This is a genomic window from Nocardia xishanensis NBRC 101358 (assembly GCF_001613365.1).
Lineage (GTDB): Bacteria > Actinomycetota > Actinomycetes > Mycobacteriales > Mycobacteriaceae > Nocardia > Nocardia xishanensis.
The window spans coordinates 1-16,534 of the sequence record NZ_BDCF01000044.1 but is presented as its reverse complement, the minus strand read 5'-3'; the positions used below and the strand labels follow the sequence as shown (position 1 = coordinate 16,534).

11 protein-coding genes and 1 pseudogene are annotated in these 16,534 nt (G+C 69.2%); 9 read left to right on the top strand and 3 right to left on the bottom strand.

The features are described from left to right. Positions 1–3 precede the first annotated feature (3 nt). The 4 genes from asnB (at position 4) to NX1_RS26650 (ending at position 5,720) form a co-directional block, all read left to right on the top strand. A complete protein-coding gene (gene asnB, locus NX1_RS26665) occupies positions 4–1,800 on the top strand; it encodes an asparagine synthase (glutamine-hydrolyzing) (RefSeq protein ID WP_307651506.1) in 1,797 nt (598 codons plus the stop codon). Between the two features lie 3 nt (positions 1,801–1,803). Beyond that, positions 1,804–3,117 carry a nucleotide sugar dehydrogenase gene (locus NX1_RS26660; RefSeq protein WP_068064819.1) on the top strand — a complete coding sequence of 438 codons (1,314 nt, stop codon included), beginning with the start codon at positions 1,804–1,806 and terminating at the stop codon, positions 3,115–3,117. A 13-nt stretch (positions 3,118–3,130) separates the two neighbouring features. Next, positions 3,131–4,807, top strand: a complete 1,677-nt coding sequence (locus tag NX1_RS26655; protein WP_068064816.1) for an asparagine synthetase B family protein — start codon at positions 3,131–3,133, stop codon at positions 4,805–4,807. A 178-nt stretch (positions 4,808–4,985) separates the two neighbouring features. Then, positions 4,986–5,720, top strand: coding sequence for a hypothetical protein (locus NX1_RS26650; RefSeq protein ID WP_157120088.1), 735 nt, complete (start codon positions 4,986–4,988; stop codon positions 5,718–5,720). A gap of 40 nt (positions 5,721–5,760) precedes the next feature. Here the strand turns inward: NX1_RS26650 and NX1_RS26645 are convergent, their stop codons facing one another. Beyond that, a complete protein-coding gene (locus NX1_RS26645) occupies positions 5,761–6,876 on the bottom strand; it encodes an alcohol dehydrogenase catalytic domain-containing protein (protein ID WP_169812290.1) in 1,116 nt (371 codons plus the stop codon). A 586-nt stretch (positions 6,877–7,462) separates the two neighbouring features. On the opposite strand from NX1_RS26645, the gene NX1_RS26640 reads away from it, so the two are divergent. Continuing rightward, on the top strand, positions 7,463–8,365 hold the full coding sequence (locus tag NX1_RS26640; RefSeq protein WP_174555529.1) for a S1C family serine protease: 903 nt from the start codon (positions 7,463–7,465) through the stop codon (positions 8,363–8,365). Positions 8,366–8,376: 11 nt separating this feature from the next. Here the strand turns inward: NX1_RS26640 and NX1_RS26635 are convergent, their stop codons facing one another. Continuing rightward, positions 8,377–9,078, bottom strand: coding sequence for a TVP38/TMEM64 family protein (locus tag NX1_RS26635; RefSeq protein WP_174555527.1), 702 nt, complete (start codon positions 9,076–9,078; stop codon positions 8,377–8,379). Between the two features lie 182 nt (positions 9,079–9,260). Between NX1_RS26635 and NX1_RS26630 the strand changes: the two genes are divergently transcribed. From NX1_RS26630 to meaB, 3 genes are read left to right on the top strand one after another with little or no spacing between them, the layout of a single operon-like run. Then, positions 9,261–11,150: a methylmalonyl-CoA mutase family protein gene (locus NX1_RS26630; RefSeq protein ID WP_084501783.1), complete on the top strand. Its 1,890-nt coding sequence runs from the start codon at positions 9,261–9,263 to the stop codon at positions 11,148–11,150. Further along, a complete protein-coding gene (scpA, locus tag NX1_RS26625) occupies positions 11,150–13,414 on the top strand; it encodes a methylmalonyl-CoA mutase (RefSeq protein ID WP_068064807.1) in 2,265 nt (754 codons plus the stop codon). The genes NX1_RS26630 and scpA overlap by 1 nt, the downstream gene beginning before the upstream one ends. Continuing rightward, positions 13,411–14,460, top strand: coding sequence for a methylmalonyl Co-A mutase-associated GTPase MeaB (meaB, locus tag NX1_RS26620; protein WP_068064804.1), 1,050 nt, complete (start codon positions 13,411–13,413; stop codon positions 14,458–14,460). Before scpA ends, meaB begins: the two co-directional genes overlap by 4 nt. 84 nt (positions 14,461–14,544) lie before the next feature. On the opposite strand, the gene NX1_RS26615 is transcribed toward meaB, so the two are convergent. Beyond that, entirely contained in the window at positions 14,545–15,501 is a 957-nt protein-coding gene (locus tag NX1_RS26615) for an alpha/beta fold hydrolase (RefSeq protein ID WP_068064801.1), read from the bottom strand. A 434-nt stretch (positions 15,502–15,935) separates the two neighbouring features. Here NX1_RS26615 and NX1_RS26610 point away from each other — a divergent pair. Then, positions 15,936–16,534: pseudogene (locus NX1_RS26610) on the top strand (hypothetical protein); the annotation flags it as partial.

The window sequence follows — 16,534 nt, the reverse complement described above, 5'->3', positions numbered from 1 at the left end:
CGGGTGGGAAGAACGGAGCGGGCCGTGTGTGGAATCAGTGGCCACGTCGCCAGATCGGGCTTTCCGTCGCGTGTCGATCTCGTCGAGCGGATGACCGGAGCGTTGCGCCATCGCGGGCCGGACGCCGCCGCGGTGTTCGCGGACCCATCGCTCGCCCTCGGCTGCACCCGGTTGGCCGTCATCGACGTCTCCGGCTCGGTGCAGCCGCTGCGCAGTGCCGCCAACGGATCGGCCGCCAGCGGATCGTGTGCCGACGGCGAGCTGGTCCTGGTCGCGAACGCCGAGATCTACAACTTCGCCGAACTGCGTGCGGGAATGCGGCGGCGCGGCCACGTCTTCACCACCGACGGCGATTGCGAAGTGATCCTGCATCTTTACGAGGAGCACGGCGAGCACGCCGTCGATCACCTGCGCGGCATGTTCGCGTTCGCCCTGTGGGATCGGCGCAGGGGCAGGCTGATACTGGCGCGCGACCGGATGGGCGAGAAACCGCTCTACTACACGGAACGACCGGACGGACTGCTGTTCGCCTCCGAAGCGAAAGCGCTGACGGCCGCGGGCGTGCCGGTCGAACTCGATCCGGACGGTGTGGCCGACTTCTTCCACCTCGAATACGTCCCAGAGCCGCGCAGCATCCTGCGCGACGTGCGGAAAGTGCCTGCCGGACACGTGGTGACCGTGGACGTCGAGCCGTGGCGGGTCCGGTCACGACCCTACTGGCGTCTCGAGGACGCGGAGCCGATCGACGGTTCGTGCGCCGAGCTGGTCGGCGAGATTCTCACCGAACTCGGTCCGCTGGTCACCAGAACCGATCAGCCGCTCGGCATTTCGCTCAGCGGCGGCCTCGACTCGAGCGTGGTGGCGGCGCTCGCGGCCAAATTCTGCGCCGCGCCGGTTCGGGCCTTCTCGGTGGGCTACGCGGGCAGGCCCGCCAACGACGAACGGCGCGACGCGCGACAGCTGGCGACCTCGCTCGGCATGCCGTTCCACGAGATCGAGATCGACGCCGCCGGCGCCACCGCGGATCTGCCCGCCGTCGTCGCGGCGCAGGACGATCCGGTCGCCGACTTCGCGGGCGTCTGTTACCACGCGGTCATGCGCGCGGCGGCCGAGGCGGGCGTGCGTGTGATGCTGCAAGGCCAGGGCGCCGACGAACTCTTCTGGGGCTACCCGTGGGTGCGGCAGGCCGTCGCGCTGAGCGAAGCGCGCGGGAAACCGGTGTTCTACGAGCTGGATCCGGACTTCCGTGAGGCCGAGCGGGTCGGCCCTGACCACTTCGGCGAGGCGATGCGCGGCGCGGCGCGGACCGGGTTCGAGTCGTCCGGCGCTCGGGCCGATATCGACCTGACCGGGTTGATCACCCGAACCTATCTGCGCGAGAACGGCATCGCCCAGTGCGATCGGCTCGCCATGGCCAACTCCGTCGAACTGCGTGCGCCGTTCGTCGACCACCTCCTGGTCGAGGCCGTCGTCGGTGCGCGCAAGATGCGGCCGGATCACCGCGACCCGCCGAAACAGCGGCTCAGGGAGGCGGCCTACGCGCTCCTTCCCGCGTCGATCGCCGACCGGCCGAAGCAGAGCTTCTCGCCGCCGCTGCGCGCGTGGCACGCCGCCTTCCTGCGGGCCTACGGCGACCTGCTGCCCGGCGGCGAGCTGGTGCGCCGCGGCATTCTCACCGAAGCCGCCGCCCGGCGGCTTTCGGTCGCCGACTTCCCGGACGGGGCAGGCTCGCCCTTTTCGTTCAAAGCCCTGATGCTCGAAATGTGGTGTCGGCACAACATCGCTCGTGCGAGGAGATGATCGATGCAGGTGGCAGTGATCGGCATGGGGTATGTCGGGCTGACGGCTGCGCTCGGACTCGCAAAGTCAGGACACGACGTACTGGGCATCGATCACGACGAGCACCGCGTCGCACTGCTGCGCCAGCGGTGCTGCCCGTTTCACGAGCCGGACGTCGCGGAGGCGCTGCTCACCACCGCGGTGACGTTCCGGCGGACGCTCGACGTTCCCGTCGACGCGGTGATCATCGCCGTATCCGCGCCGCTCGACGCGACCGGCGCCGTCGACCTCGCAAACGTGCGGTCCGTGCTCGCCGAGCTGCTTACGGCCGGATCGCTGCCGGAACTCGTCGTGGTGAAAAGCACGATCCCGCCGGGGACCAGCGAGGGATGGGCGGCCCGGTTTCCCGCGCTCCGGCGCGTGTACACGCACAATCCTGAATTCCTGAATCAGGGTCGCGCCCTTGCCGATTGGCAGGCTCCGGACCGCATCGTGCTCGGGCTGTGGAACCACGAGCTGCTGCCGCTGCTCGGCGCGCTGTACCACGACAAGACCGCGCCGCGGGTGGTGGTCGGCCCGACCGAGGCCGAGGCGGTGAAGTACGCCAGCAACGCCTTCCTGGCCACCAAGATCAGCTTCGCGAACGAGATCGCGAATTTCTGCGGCGAGCACGGCATCGACGTGGACGCCGTGCTCGGCGGCGTGGCGCTGGATCCTCGTATGGGGCAGGGATTCTGGCGTCCCGGCATCGGTTACGGCGATTCCTGTCTCGGCAAGGACGTTACCGCGCTGGCCCGATTCGCCCGTCGTCACGGACGGCCGATGACGATGCTCGAATCGGTGGCCGAGGTGAACGACCGCCAATTGCGGTTCCCGATCGAGATCGTCGCGCACGAAACGGCGACGGGCGCACCGCCGCCCGAGGTCGCCGTCCTCGGATTGCTCTACGAACCGGGCAGCGACGACATGCGTGCGGCGCCGAGCCGGACGGTGGTGCCCGGGCTCGCGGCGATCGCCGCCGACGTCCGGGTCTGGGATCCGGTACTGAGCCAAAAGATCTTCGCCGGCCTGTTCCCCGGCGTTCGGCGTACGGCGGGGCTCAAGGAGGCCGTGCTCGACGCCTCTGTCGTCCTCGTGCTGACCGAGTTCCCCGAGGTTCTCGCCATCGACTGGACCGCGCTGGCGCAACTGGCACGGCCGGATTGCCTTGTCGTGGACGCCAAGAACGCCCTCGTACGGTCCGATGTCGAGGCGGCGGGGCTGCGCTACCGAGGGGTCGGACGTGCGGGCGGCGGCAGCGGCGCCGACGCGGCGGAACAGGACGTCGACGCGAAGTAGAAGGGATGTCGCCATGGGGATTCTGGTCCGGCCGCGCGCCGAGGGCGGCGGTTACGGCGGCTGGTGGCGCGTGGTGGACGACATCGTGCTCTCGGCCGACGGCGGGAACTACACCGTCGCGGAGGCCGGCGACGCGATCTGTGTTCTCGACGGTTGGCTCTGCTCCGGCGGTGGTGCGGCGGAGCTGCTCGCGCTCTATCGCGAGCGGGGAATGTCCGCCATCGCCGCGCGGGAGGGGCATTATGTCGCCGTCGTGCACGATCGTTCGCGCGGGCAGACGCATCTGGTGGGCGACCCAGGCGGATTCGGCCACGCGTGCTATCGCGACGCGGGCTCGTCGTTCGCGTTCGGGTCGCGGCCCTACGACGTCGGGACCGGCGCGGTATCGCGCGAAGGGCTCGCCCTGTATCTGACGTTTCAATATGTCCCCGCGCCGTATTCGATCTTCGACGGGGTGCGGCGACTGCTCCCGGGTGCCGTGGTGACGCGGCGGGGCGGCGGCTGCCAGGTGCGTCGTCACGCCTCGTATCCGCGACCGGCGGAGCCGAGGACGGGTGACCCGGTCGCACCCGAGGAACTGGCGGCCGAGGTGCTCGACCTGCTCACCGATTCGCTCGCCCGCCGCATCGCGCCCGCCGAGCGCGTCGGCATGATGCTGAGCGGCGGTATCGACACCAGCACCAACGCGACCGTGCTCGCCACCCGATTGGACCGCAGACCACCGGCTTTCACCGCCTCCTTCCGCGAGGCCGGGTACGACGAGACCGAATACGCCGCGCTGGTCGCGGAACGGTTCGGTCTCGACCACGTCGTGGTGCCGGTCGGGCCCGAGATCGTCGAGAGTCTGCCGGACATGGTGCGCGCCTTCGACAGTCCGAACGCCGACCAAGCGATCGTCGCCACGCAAGCGATCGCCGAGCGCGCCGCCCGGCTTGGGTGCTCGCACATCGTCACCGGCGAAGGCGGCGACGAAGCGATGGGATTCCCGATGTCACCGAACGACGACATCCACCTCGTCGACCTTCCCGCGGCATCGGCGGACTTGGCGCGGTACTACCTTGGGCGGATCGGGCTGGGCGGTCCGGACGACCGCGCACTGATGTACGACGCGCTCGGCGTCGGTGCGGACCTCGCGGTCGGCATCCTGGCCGACCTGTACGAGGAGCATCGCGCGCACACCGCGCTGGACCGCTTGCTGTTCGGCCAGTGGAAGACCTGGTTGACCGAGGGCGTGTATCGCAAAGACCATCACACGTTCGGTGGTGTCGGGATCACCAGCGTGTTGCCGTTCGCGGATCCGCGCGTGCTGGCGTTCGTCGCGGGAATGCCCGCCGATCAGCGCTATCGGGCCCTCGACGGCAAGGCGATGCTGCGGGCGGGTATCGCGGCGCACCTGCCCGATCGCATTCTGAAGCGCCGGAAGCACAAGTTCTGGATCCCGTTCGCCGAGTGGTTCCGCGGCCCGCTGCGCGCCCGCCTGCACGACTCGTTACCGCACGGAACGGTGGCCGCCGATCTGCTGGGGACGAAATACGTTCGGGCACTGATCGATTCGCACGAATGCGGGCTCGACGACAAAAGCGGGATCCTGTGGGCGCTGTGTTTTCTCGACGCGTGGCTGACCGAATTGCCGCCGCGGCGCCGCGACGGGGCCGGGCACGGCGGTCCGGCGGAGCCCGCCGCACCATAGTGGATTCGTTTGGGGCACGGACGGCTTCGGCGCGAGTCCGCGAATTCCGGGACACCGCAAGCCGGAACTGGCACGATCCGAATGGCGGCCCTCTTCGCTACCGAGCCCGTGACGAGTACCGCTCGCAGAGTGATCGGACGGCCTTTGACTATCTCTCGAAGACAGGATTCGACGCTCGATGGTTACCTGGCTACTCAGTATCGTGTCGGGACTGATCGTCGCGGCCACCACGTTCGGGGTGACGCGGTTCTACGACGCGACGCGAGTCCGGCGTAAATCCGGTCACCTGAATGTGCTGGCCGAGGGGCAGGACATTCAGATAGTGATCCCCGATTTTCACGCGGGCTGGCTGTCGATCTACGGCACCGATCAGAAGGCGGAGATGCCGCCGAATGTCCGGGTGATGCCCATGGCGGAGGGCGGCGCCATCGCCGAGGCCGTGCTGGCCTGGCGCGGACTCGGAAAACGGAATCGGATCAGCATCAGCACCCAGGACGCCTACCAAGACACCCACGGGCTGACGATTCTCATCGGCGGCCCGAGCGTCAACCGGTTGACCGGGAATCTGCTCAAGCGGTGCTTTCCCAAGTTCCAGATTCGCTATCCCGAGCACGTGGCGTCCTACGGTTCGATCAGTTACGACGTGACCGCGGACGAGAACGGCTCGCTGCTGGAGGACTACGGTTTCATCGCGGTCAGCCGCACGCCGTCCGGGAAACGGTGCGTCGCGCTGTTCGGCGTTTGGGCGTTCGGCACGCTGATCGCCACCATCGCATTGCTGGAGCGGGTGGCGCGCGGCACCGATGTCTGGAATCTCATCCACGGCAAGAAGGATTTTCTGGTGATCGTGCACTGCGAATTGGACGGGCTCGAGTACAGCAATATTCGAATAATCGGGTACGAAGAGATATAGCGGCGGTCCCCGGCCGCCGCTATATCTATTCCGCGGACGGTCATTCGAAGACGAGAATTTCTTTCGCCCCCGCCCGCGCGTGCGGAAGAAACGCTTCCCGGAAACGATGGAAGGGAATGCGCGTCGTCGTCGAGCCGATCACGCCCGGCCAGGCGGCGTCGACCTCGCGCAGGAGTTCGATCGCGCCCTCGAAATGCACCCGCGAGGAATTGACGACGCCGAACAGCACCTGGTTTCGCTTGACCATGGTGCCGAGCAGCGCGCCGCCGTCCACCTCGGCATGCTGCCCGCTCGGCAGGCCGACGATGCAGCAGGACGCGTTCTCCGCGCCGTGGGTCGCCAGCAGACGCGGCAGGAACGCCACGCCCGCCGCGTCGATGATGCTGCGGTGGGCCGCGATCATCTGCTCGGTCATCATGTCGCCTGGCACCAGTTGATGAGATTGATATTCCGCGCCGAACGAGGTCGCCGCATGGGCCGCGAGCGAACCCGGCGGCGCGGGATCCACCACGGTCACCTTGTGCCCGGCGAACCGCAGGAACGCGGTGGTGAGCAGGCCGATGATGCCGCAGCCGATCACCAGCGTATGGCCGGACGGATCCGACATGCCCAGCCGCTCGTCCATCGTTCGCAGCGTGTCCAGCGCCTTGACCACGATGGATGCGGGCTCGATCAGCACGCCGAGGTGAATCAGCTCTTCCGGAACGGGAACCAATTTGTCCGCGGGCGCGTGCCAGTACTCCGCCATGAAGCCATCGAGTTCTCGGATGCCGCGCTCTTTCCACGAGCCGTTGCTGCACAGGTCGGGCCTGCCGCGGCGGCATTGGCCGCACGGCACCGGGTCCGGATCGCGGACCACGCAAGTGACCAACTGACCGGTTTCGATCCCGGGCGTCGAACTATGCACCACCCGTCCGAGGACTTCGTGGCCGAGCACCATTTCGTCCGCCGACGCGGGAAGCTGTCCTTCCGTCCCCGCGACGATTTGGATGTCGGTCCCGCAGACGCCCACTTCCACGGTGCGAATCAACGGACCGCGCGGATCGTTGGCGTCCACCGTTCTGATCACCTCGCGCGGCACGCCCGTCGAATCGGGCGGTACGACGAGGCAACGCGCGCGTATTATCCGATCCTCGGATGTTCCGGCATAATCCACTTCGCACTCCTTGTTCGGAATCGTCGGTGAAGCAGATGAGCGATGTGTGCGGGATTCGGCTCGATGGACACATTCCGCCACACGGGGGAGTTTAACGGACCCGGTCGACGGCGGATCGATGATCGTGATTCGCCGCTGCTTCATGGTGGCGGTACCCCGCGTTCTTCGGCATGAACGCCGTAACATCCTGAATTCACCTCGGTTTCCCGGGCGAAAACTGACTCGACGCCACCTGCGCGGCCATTTCGCCGTTTGTTAGATCGGGATCGGTGGTATCGGTGAACAGGCGATTGCGCTGGAATTCGTCCGTCGAAGCGGCCCGATCGCCGAACGCGGCGCCGATGGCACGCGGCCGCGACGTCGGAGGGCTTGACACGTTCAGGAGACTTGACGCGCCGCGCCGACGAAGAACGCGTCATGTGACTTTCCAAGACGGGGGGAATTCGCTTCAGCGACTGAAACTTCGGCAGCCGTGCCCGGCGGTTTTCGCGGCGACGACGAAGACGGTGCGCGGCGCGGGGGCCGAGGGGCATCCTTGGAGGTGCCTGGTTTCGATGGCGAGAGGGTGGTCGGTGTGGACGATGCGATGGACGCGTACTCGCGAACGGTGATCGCGGTGGCCGAATCGGTCACCCCACACGTGGCGAGCCTGCGGACCCGGCGGGGTAGCGGTTCGGCCGTCGTGTTCACCGACGACGGATTCCTGCTCACCAACGCCCACGTCATCGGCGCGGCCGCGCACGGGGAGGTGGTGTTCGCGGACGGCGTCGAATCCCGGTTCGACGTGGTCGGCATCGACCCGCTCTCGGACCTGGCCGTGCTGCGCGGGCGTGGCGGCGGGCCCGGCGCGGCGGTGCTCGGCGACGCGGACAAGCTGGTGGTCGGTCAGCTGGTCGTCGCGGTGGGCAGCCCGTTGGGTTTGGCGGGTTCGGTCACCGCGGGCGTGGTCAGCGCGCTCGGGCGAGCGGTGCCGGTGGCCTCGCGGCGCGCCGGACGGGTGATCGAGGACGTCATCCAGACCGACGCCGCGCTGAATCCCGGCAATTCCGGTGGCGCACTGTCGGATTCGGCGGGCCGGGTGGTCGGCATCAACACCGCCGTCGCGGGGATCGGTCTGGGACTTGCCATTCCGATCAACGCCACCACCCGGCGCATCATCGCCACCCTGCGTTCCGACGGTCGCGTGCGCCGCGCCTATCTCGGATTGGTCGGCGTTCCCGCTCCGTTGCCGTCCGAGGTGGCCGAGCGATCCGGACAGCGGGCGGGGGTTCGCATCGTCGAGGTGGTGCGCGGCGCGCCCGCCGAGACCGCCGGGCTGCGCCGCGGAGACCTGGTGCTCAGCGTCGGGCGGTCCGAAGTCCGCGACGCCCAGGGCATCCAGCGCCAGCTGTTCGCCGACGCCATCGGCAGGCCGACGCCGGTCACCGTGTTGCGCAACGGGGCGATGGTCGACGTGATCGCCGTGCCCAGCGAACTGACCGTCGACTGAACCGCCGGGGATCAGTCGCGGGTGATTGCCTCGGCGAGCGGCTGGTCCGGGGAAAACAGCATGGTGGCCGGACTCGCGGGCCGCCAGCGGGCGTCGAGGACCAAGCCGAGCAGACCGATCGCCAGGCACACGCCAGAGACCGCCAGCATGGCGGGGTCGGGGCCGCCGGTCAGCGCGTCGGCCAGCACGACGGTGGCGATGGTGCCGGGAGCCGAGCCGACGAAGGTGGCGGCGAGGTACGGCCAGAAGCGGATCGAGGAGAGCCCGCAGCAATAGTTGACCACCGAGAACGGCGCGAAGGAGATCAGCCGCAGCGAGCCGACGGCCAGCCAGCCGCGCCGCTCCAGTCTTTCGTCGATGGCGCGGACGGTGGGATGAGTGAGCCGGGACGCCACCCTGTTGCGGTCGAGCACGCGCACCAAGACGAGCGCCAACGCGGCGGCGGCCACCGTGGCCGAGAGCGCGACCGCGGTGCCGAGCAATGCTCCGAAAAGCACACCGCAACTGACGGTCAGCACCGTGCGCGGCAGCGGCGCCACTGCGAGAATCGAGTAGACCCCGAAGAACAGCAACGGGAACCACGGACCGACCGAGGCTGCCCACTGCTGGATCTGCGTCGGACCGGGTAGCGGGACCAGCAACGCCGCGACGAACAGCGCACCTACACCGGCGAGCGAGGCGAGGATACGCGGGTTACGGAACAGCCTGGACACCCGCGACAGGTTACCGGTTGGTAGTGGCGGCCAGGGTCAACCGATGCTGCCGCTGCCGCTAGCATCAAGGGAAACGGGACGAATGCTCGTTAACCGAAGTGCTCGCTGAGCTGGGCGAATGCGACGGTTCGGGCGCAACCCTCGGGTGCGCCCCGTGGTCGAGTGGAAGAGGAAAAGCAGCTATGCCGATTGCTTCAGATCCGTCTCCGGGCGCGGAGCTCGCGGAGCTACCCGATGCCGCGGATCCGGTTCCCCAGTATGGCGCCTGGCGTAAGGGCGTCGCGGGTGTGCTCGCCAAGGCGCGCCGGGTCGAGGTCGCCGAGTTGCCGGACGAGCCGGAGCAGTTGCTCGAGCAGACCACCTACGACGGGCTGACCGTCGCGCCGCTGTACACCCGGCGCGACGAGCGGCCCGAACTGCCGCTGCCCGGCGCCTTCCCCTTCGTGCGCGGCCGCGACGCCACCCGCGACGTGCACCGCGGCTGGTACGTCAGCGCCTTCGTCGGCGCGGGCGAGGGCGCCGCCGCCAAGCGGGAGATCCTGGCCGGACTGGAGAACGGCATCAGCGCGATCTGGCTCGGTATCGGCGAGCGGGGCGTCCCCGTCGCCGAGCTGCCCGCCGCGCTGGACGGCCTGCTCTTCGAACTCGCGCCGCTGTCCCTGGACGCGGGCGCGCAGGTATCGGCCGCGGCCGCAGCGCTTTTCACCGCGCTGGACGGGTACGAGGCGCCGCAGCGGGCCGATATCAGCGTCTCGCTCGGCGCGGCGCCGCTGACCAGCCGCTTCGCCGACATCGCCGACGCGGATCTCGCGGAGACCGTCGCGCTGGCCGCCGAGGCCATCGCACGACCGGAGACCATGCGCGCGATCACCGTGGACGGCACCGTCTTCCACGACGCGGGCGCCTCCGACGCGCAGGAACTCGGCGCCGCGGTGGCCGCGGGCCTCGAGTACCTGCGCGCGCTCACCGAGGGCCAGGACATCGCGGACGCGCTCGGCCAGCTGGAGTTCCGGTTCGCCGCCACCGACGACCAGTTCGCGACGATCGCGAAATTCCGTGCCGCGCGCAAGCTCTGGGCCCGCGTCGCGCACGCGTGCGGCGCGCCCGGCTTCGGCGGCGCACCGCAGCACGCGGTGACCTCCGCGGCCATGATGAGCCAGCGCGATCCCTGGGTGAACATGCTGCGCACCACGCTCGCCGCGTTCGGCGCGGGCGTCGGCGGCGCGGACACCGTGACCGTGCTGCCCTTCGACTCCGCGCTGCCCGCCGGCGAACTCGGCGTGTCCAAGTCCTTCGCGGACCGCATGGCGCGCAACACCCAGCTGCTGCTGCTGGAGGAGTCGCACCTGGGCCACGTCCAGGATCCCGGCGCCGGTTCCTGGTACGTCGAGGACCTCACCGCCGGATTGGCCGCGAAGGCCTGGGAATTCATGCAGGAGCTGGAGGCCGCGGGCGGCTACGTCGCCGCGCTGGACTCGGGTCTGCTCGCCGAACGCGTCGCCGCGACCAAGGCCGCGCGCGATTCCGATGTCGCGCACCGCAAGACCGCGGTGACCGGCGTCAACGAATTCCCGAACCTGGCCGAGCAGCCGCTCTCGGCGGCGGCCCGCACGCCGGGCCGGGTCGCCCGCTACGGCGCGGCCTTCGAAGCGCTGCGCGACCGGTCCGACGTGTACCTGGCGGCCAACGGAACCCGGCCGAAGGCGTTGCTGGTGCCGCTCGGCACGGTGGCCGAGCACAACGTGCGGGTCACCTTCATCGCGAACCTGCTGGCCTCCGGCGGCATCGAGTCGATCAACCCCGGGCCGCTGGATGTGGCTGGAATCGCCTCCGCCGCAACGGAAGCCGACGCTCCGATCGCGGTGCTCTGCGGTTCGGACGCGCGCTACGGCGCGGAGGCGGGCGCGGCGGTCGACGCGCTGCGCGCCGCCGGTGTGACAACTGTGCTGCTGGCGGGCTCGGCGAAGGCCGTCGCCGAGCTGAGCGGCAGGCAGCGCCCTGACGGATTCCTCGCCGCGAAGATCGATGCGGTGGCGGCGCTGTCCGGCCTGCTGGAGAAGGTGGGAGCCTGATGACTACGCGTGAGATCAAGCACGTGATCGGCAATTTCGCCGAGGTGCCGCTCGACGAGCACGCGCCAGAACCTGCCGCGGTCGACGCCGCCCAGGTCGAGGCCTACGTGCAGGACGCGGCGGCGGCCAACAACTACACCCCTGAGCAAGTGGTGTGGTCGACCCCGGAGGGCATCGACGTGCCGCCGGTGTTCACCAAGGCCGATCGGGACGCCGTCGCGGCGGAGGGCTACCCGCTCGACAGCGTGCCTGGTGTCGCGCCGTTCCTGCGCGGTCCGTACCCGACCATGTACGTCAATCAGCCGTGGACCATCCGCCAGTACGCGGGCTTCTCCACCGCCGCCGACTCCAACGCCTTCTACCGCCGCAATCTGCAGGCCGGTCAGAAGGGCCTTTCGGTGGCGTTCGACCTCGCGACCCACCGCGGTTACGACTCCGATCACCCGCGCGTGCAGGGCGATGTCGGCATGGCGGGCGTCGCCATCGACTCCATCCTCGACATGCGCCAGCTCTTCGACCACATTCCCCTGGACCAGGTGAGTGTGTCGATGACGATGAACGGCGCGGTGCTGCCGATCCTGGCGCTCTACGTCGTCGCCGCGGAGGAGCAGGGCGTCGCGCCCGAGCAGCTGGCCGGAACCATTCAGAACGACATTCTGAAGGAGTTCATGGTCCGCAACACCTACATCTATCCGCCCAAGCCCTCGATGCGGATCATCTCCGACATCTTCGCCTACACCAGCGCGAAGATGCCGAAGTTCAACTCGATCTCCATCTCCGGCTACCACATCCAGGAGGCCGGAGCCACGGCCGATCTGGAGCTGGCCTACACCCTCGCCGACGGCGTCGAGTACATCCGCGCCGGCATCGAGGCGGGCATGGAGGTCGACGAGTTCGCTCCGCGGCTGTCGTTCTTCTGGGCCATTGGCATGAACTTCTTCATGGAGGTCGCCAAACTCCGTGCGGGACGGCTGCTCTGGAGCGAGCTGGTCGCGAAGTTCGAGCCGAAGAGCGCGAAATCGCTGTCGCTGCGCACCCATTCGCAGACTTCCGGCTGGTCGCTGACCGCGCAGGACGCCTACAACAACGTGGCGCGCACCTGCATCGAGGCGATGGCCGCGACCCAGGGCCACACCCAGTCGCTGCACACCAACGCGCTCGACGAGGCGCTGGCGCTGCCCACGGACTTCTCCGCGCGCATCGCCCGCAACACCCAGCTGTTGATCCAGCAGGAGTCCAATACCACCCGGCCGATCGACCCGTGGGGCGGCTCCTACTACGTCGAATGGCTGACCCACCAGCTGGCCAACCGCGCCCGCGCGCACATCGCTGAGGTGGAGGCGCACGGCGGTATGGCGCAGGCGATTTCGGAGGGCATCCCGAAGCTGCGCATCGAGGAGGCCGCCGCGCGGACCCAGGCGCGCATCGACACCGGCCAGCAGCCGGTGATCGGCGTCAACAAGTACCAGGTGGAGGAGGACCACGAGGTCGAGGTCCTCAAGGTCGAGAACTCGCGGGTGCGCGCCGAGCAGATCGAGAAGCTGCGGCAGCTGCGCGCCGACCGCGACCCGGCCGCCGTCGAGCGGGCGCTGAGCGAGTTGACCAGGGCCGCGGCGTCTTCCGAGGGCGGCATGGCGAACAACCTGCTCGCGCTCGCCATCGACGCGGCGCGCGCCAAGGCCACCGTCGGCGAGATCTCCGACGCGCTGGAGAAGGTGTACGGCCGCCACCAGGCCGAGATCCGCACGCTCTCCGGCGTCTACCGCGACGAGGCAGGGAAGGTCACCAACATCACCACGGCGAGCGAACTCGTCGAGGAATTCGCCGAGGCCGAAGGACGGCGGCCGCGCATCCTCGTCGCCAAGATGGGTCAGGACGGGCACGACCGAGGGCAGAAGGTGATCGCCACCGCATTCGCCGACCTCGGCTTCGACGTCGACGTGGGCCCGCTGTTCCAGACCCCCGAAGAGGTGGCTCAGCAGGCGGCCGACAACGACGTGCACGTCGTCGGAGTGTCCTCGCTGGCGGCAGGCCACCTCACGCTGGTGCCCGCCCTGCGGCAGGCGCTGGCCGATGTCGGGCGACCCGACATCATGGTCATCGTCGGCGGCGTCATTCCGCCCGGTGACTTCGACGAGCTCTACCAGGCGGGCGCCGCCGCGATCTTCCCGCCCGGCACCGTCATCGCCGACGCGGCGATCGATCTGTTGAAGAAGCTCGCGGCCGAACTCGGTCACGAGATCGGCGGCGGCGCCGCGGAATGAGCGAAGGAGACTCCGCTCCACCGCGCGGGGGAGCGGCGCGCCGCACCATCGACGTCGACGCACTCGCCACGGCGGTCCGCAACAACGAGCGGGCCGCCTTGGCGCGGGCCATCACCCTGGTCGAGTCGACGAGGGCCGATCACCGTGCCCTTGCCCAGCGGCTGCTGCTGAAGCTGACCCCCGAGGCGCAGGGTTCCGCGGGCGCGGTCCTGTCGAATCGGGTCGGCATCACCGGCGTGCCCGGCGTCGGCAAGTCGACGTTCATCGACGCGCTCGGCATGTATCTGATCGGCAAGGGACATCGGGTGGCGGTGCTCGCCGTCGACCCGTCCTCTACCCGCACCGGCGGCTCCATCCTCGGCGACAAGACGCGCATGGCGCGACTCTCGGTCGAGCGCAACGCCTACATCCGTCCCTCGCCGACGGCGGGCACGCTGGGCGGCGTCGCCAAGGCGACCCGCGAGACCATCGTGCTGCTGGAGGCGGCGGGCTACGACGTGATCCTGGTGGAGACCGTCGGCGTCGGCCAGTCCGAGGTGACGGTGGCGAACATGGTCGACGTGTTCTGCTTCCTGACCCTGGCTCGTACCGGAGATCAGTTGCAGGGCATCAAGAAAGGCGTGCTCGAGCTCGCCGATCTGGTGGCGGTGAACAAGGCCGACGGCAAGCACGAGGTGGAGGCCAAGGCCGCCGCGCGCGAGCTGGCCGGTGCGCTGCGCCTCATCCACCCGCACGACGCGCTGTGGCGTCCGCCGGTGCTCACCATGAGCGGTTTGCAAGGCGTCGGCCTGGACAAGTTCTGGGATACGGTGCTCCAGCACCGCCGGGTGCTCACCGACGCAGGCGAGTTCGACGAGAAGCGCCGCCGTCAGCAGGTCGACTGGACCTGGACGATGGTGCACGACCAGCTGCTGCGCAGGCTCGCCGACAATCCGAATGTGAAAGCCATTCGCGGACAGGTGGAAAAGCAGGTGCGCGAGGGCACGCTCACCGCGGCGCTCGCCGCCGAGGAACTTCTCGACGCCTTCGACGCCCTGCGCGACTGATCACTCGAGCGCCGCGCCGCGCGGTCGGCTCCGGAAGCGATCCGGGCGTCGGCTGCCGGGTTCTGCCGTAACCGGGACGGCCGACTACGCGACCAGTTCGAGCTGCGCGCCTTCGCTCCGGCACGTCTCTCCCGTGCGGGTGAGCAGGCGGCCGATGGCGTCGGCGACTTGCCGGGGTTGTTCGAGGATCACGGAGTGGCCCGCGCCGTCGAGCAGCACCAGATCCGAGTACTCGACGGCGGCGGCCATCGCGACGGAGTGCGACGGCGGTGTCAGCAGGTCGGCCGTCCCGCACAGCACCAAGGTGGGGATCCGCGACAGCACGGCGAGCGCCTCGGTCCGGTCGAAGGCGGCGAAGGCGCTCAGGAAGCTCGCCATGGTCACTATCGGCGTCTGGTTGTGCATCGCGTTCGCGAGGGCGAGAACCGCGGGGCTGACCTTGCGATCGCCGAATTCGGCTGTGCGGATGAGCGGCGCGAAGACCTTGCTCGCCATGAGCTTCGCTTGGTGCATCACGCCGGGAGCGTGGCGGACCGCGGCCTGGAACATCGAGAGGGCCGGATTGCGCAGCAGGCGGCCGAAGCCGGTGTCGGCGATCCCGGCCGCGGCGGTCGCGATCAGCGCGACGCCGATAACACGCGTGCCGATCTGATGCGGGTACCGCGCCGCGTAGGTCAGCGCGGTCATGCCGCCCATCGAGTGGCCCGCCAGGACGACCGGTCCGGTGGGGGCGACCGCGTCGAGAACGTCACGCAGGTCCTCGCCGAGCTGGTCGAGGTTGTAGGTCCGGCGCGACGCCGCAGCCGAGTCGCCGTGGCCGCGGTGGTCGTAGCAGACCACCCTCGCGCACTCGTAGCGGCGCAACAGCGCGTCTCGGACGAAAGTCCAGGACTCGGTGTGCAGGCAGTGTCCGTGCAACAGCACGATGGTGAGGTCCGCGTCGCGCGGTCCGTATTCGCGGACGGCGAGTTCCACACCGTCCCGGGTCCGGACCGTGACACGTCGTCGCGCCGAGGTGGCGATGCTGCTGACGTTCGACATGGCGTGCTCCGGTTCGCTTATGGTGGCTTCCCCAACTGTCCGCCGGATCGGCCGCCGGTAGCAGGCCCCCGAGTGCTGAGGTCGGTCCCCCAGGGGTGGAGCGGATCACCACCTAGGTGGGGGCGGGCCCAGCGCGGCGATCGAAGGTCCGTTGCCCGAGATTCTCTGGGCGGTCGAACACACCGGCACGACGGCGAGCTGAGCTTTCGTCTCGTTGCGCTGTGACGGATCACCGCTTGTCTTCCACGATGTGCCCGCCGGGGCTATTGTGCTGTAACTTACTGGCCGGGAACGGCGTTCGTCGTGGCAGCGATAAACGTCCAGTTCTCCGAATGTGTTTCACCTACGCAGTGGGAGTGTTTGCCGTGGCAGGTCGGCATCGTCGGGTAACCAACTCCGGGGCACGTAATGCCGTCCGGCCCATGGTGGGAGCGGTGCCGATCGTGCTAGCCGTGGTCTGCGCGGGCACGGCGACGGCGGATCCGGTCGGCACGCCAGCGACGCCCGGCATCACCCAGCCCGAGCAGCCGGTGCCCGTGGTGACCCCGGAGACGCCCCGCCAGCCCGGCGTCACCACCGAGCCGGTCCGGCCGGCCGAGCCGGGCCCGTCGGAGCCCGTCAAGGTGCAGGAACCGGCGGCCGACCCCGGACTCCAGTACGTCGAACCCGCGACCCCGGAACCGCGGCCGGTTCCGCAGAGCGCGCCGGTCGAGCCGGAGGTCCAACCGGAGCCGCAGCTGCCCGAGCCCGCGCCGCACACCTTGCGCGTCGGTGAGTTCAGCGCACCCGTTCCCCAGGAAGTGCCCGGCGACATGTTGGCCGGAGTGAATCACGGCATCGCCGATTTCGAAGCCCAGGTGGCTGCGGCGTCGCAGGGCGTCGGCATCGACTCGCATCGTGCGGGCAACATCGCCGGGGGTGCGCTGATCGGCGCGGCCGTCGCGGGTGTGCCCGCCGCGTTCATCGGCGGCGTCGGCGGCGGCCTGATCGGGGCGGGCGTCGGATTCGGGGTCGGCGTCGCGGGGACGGCGGC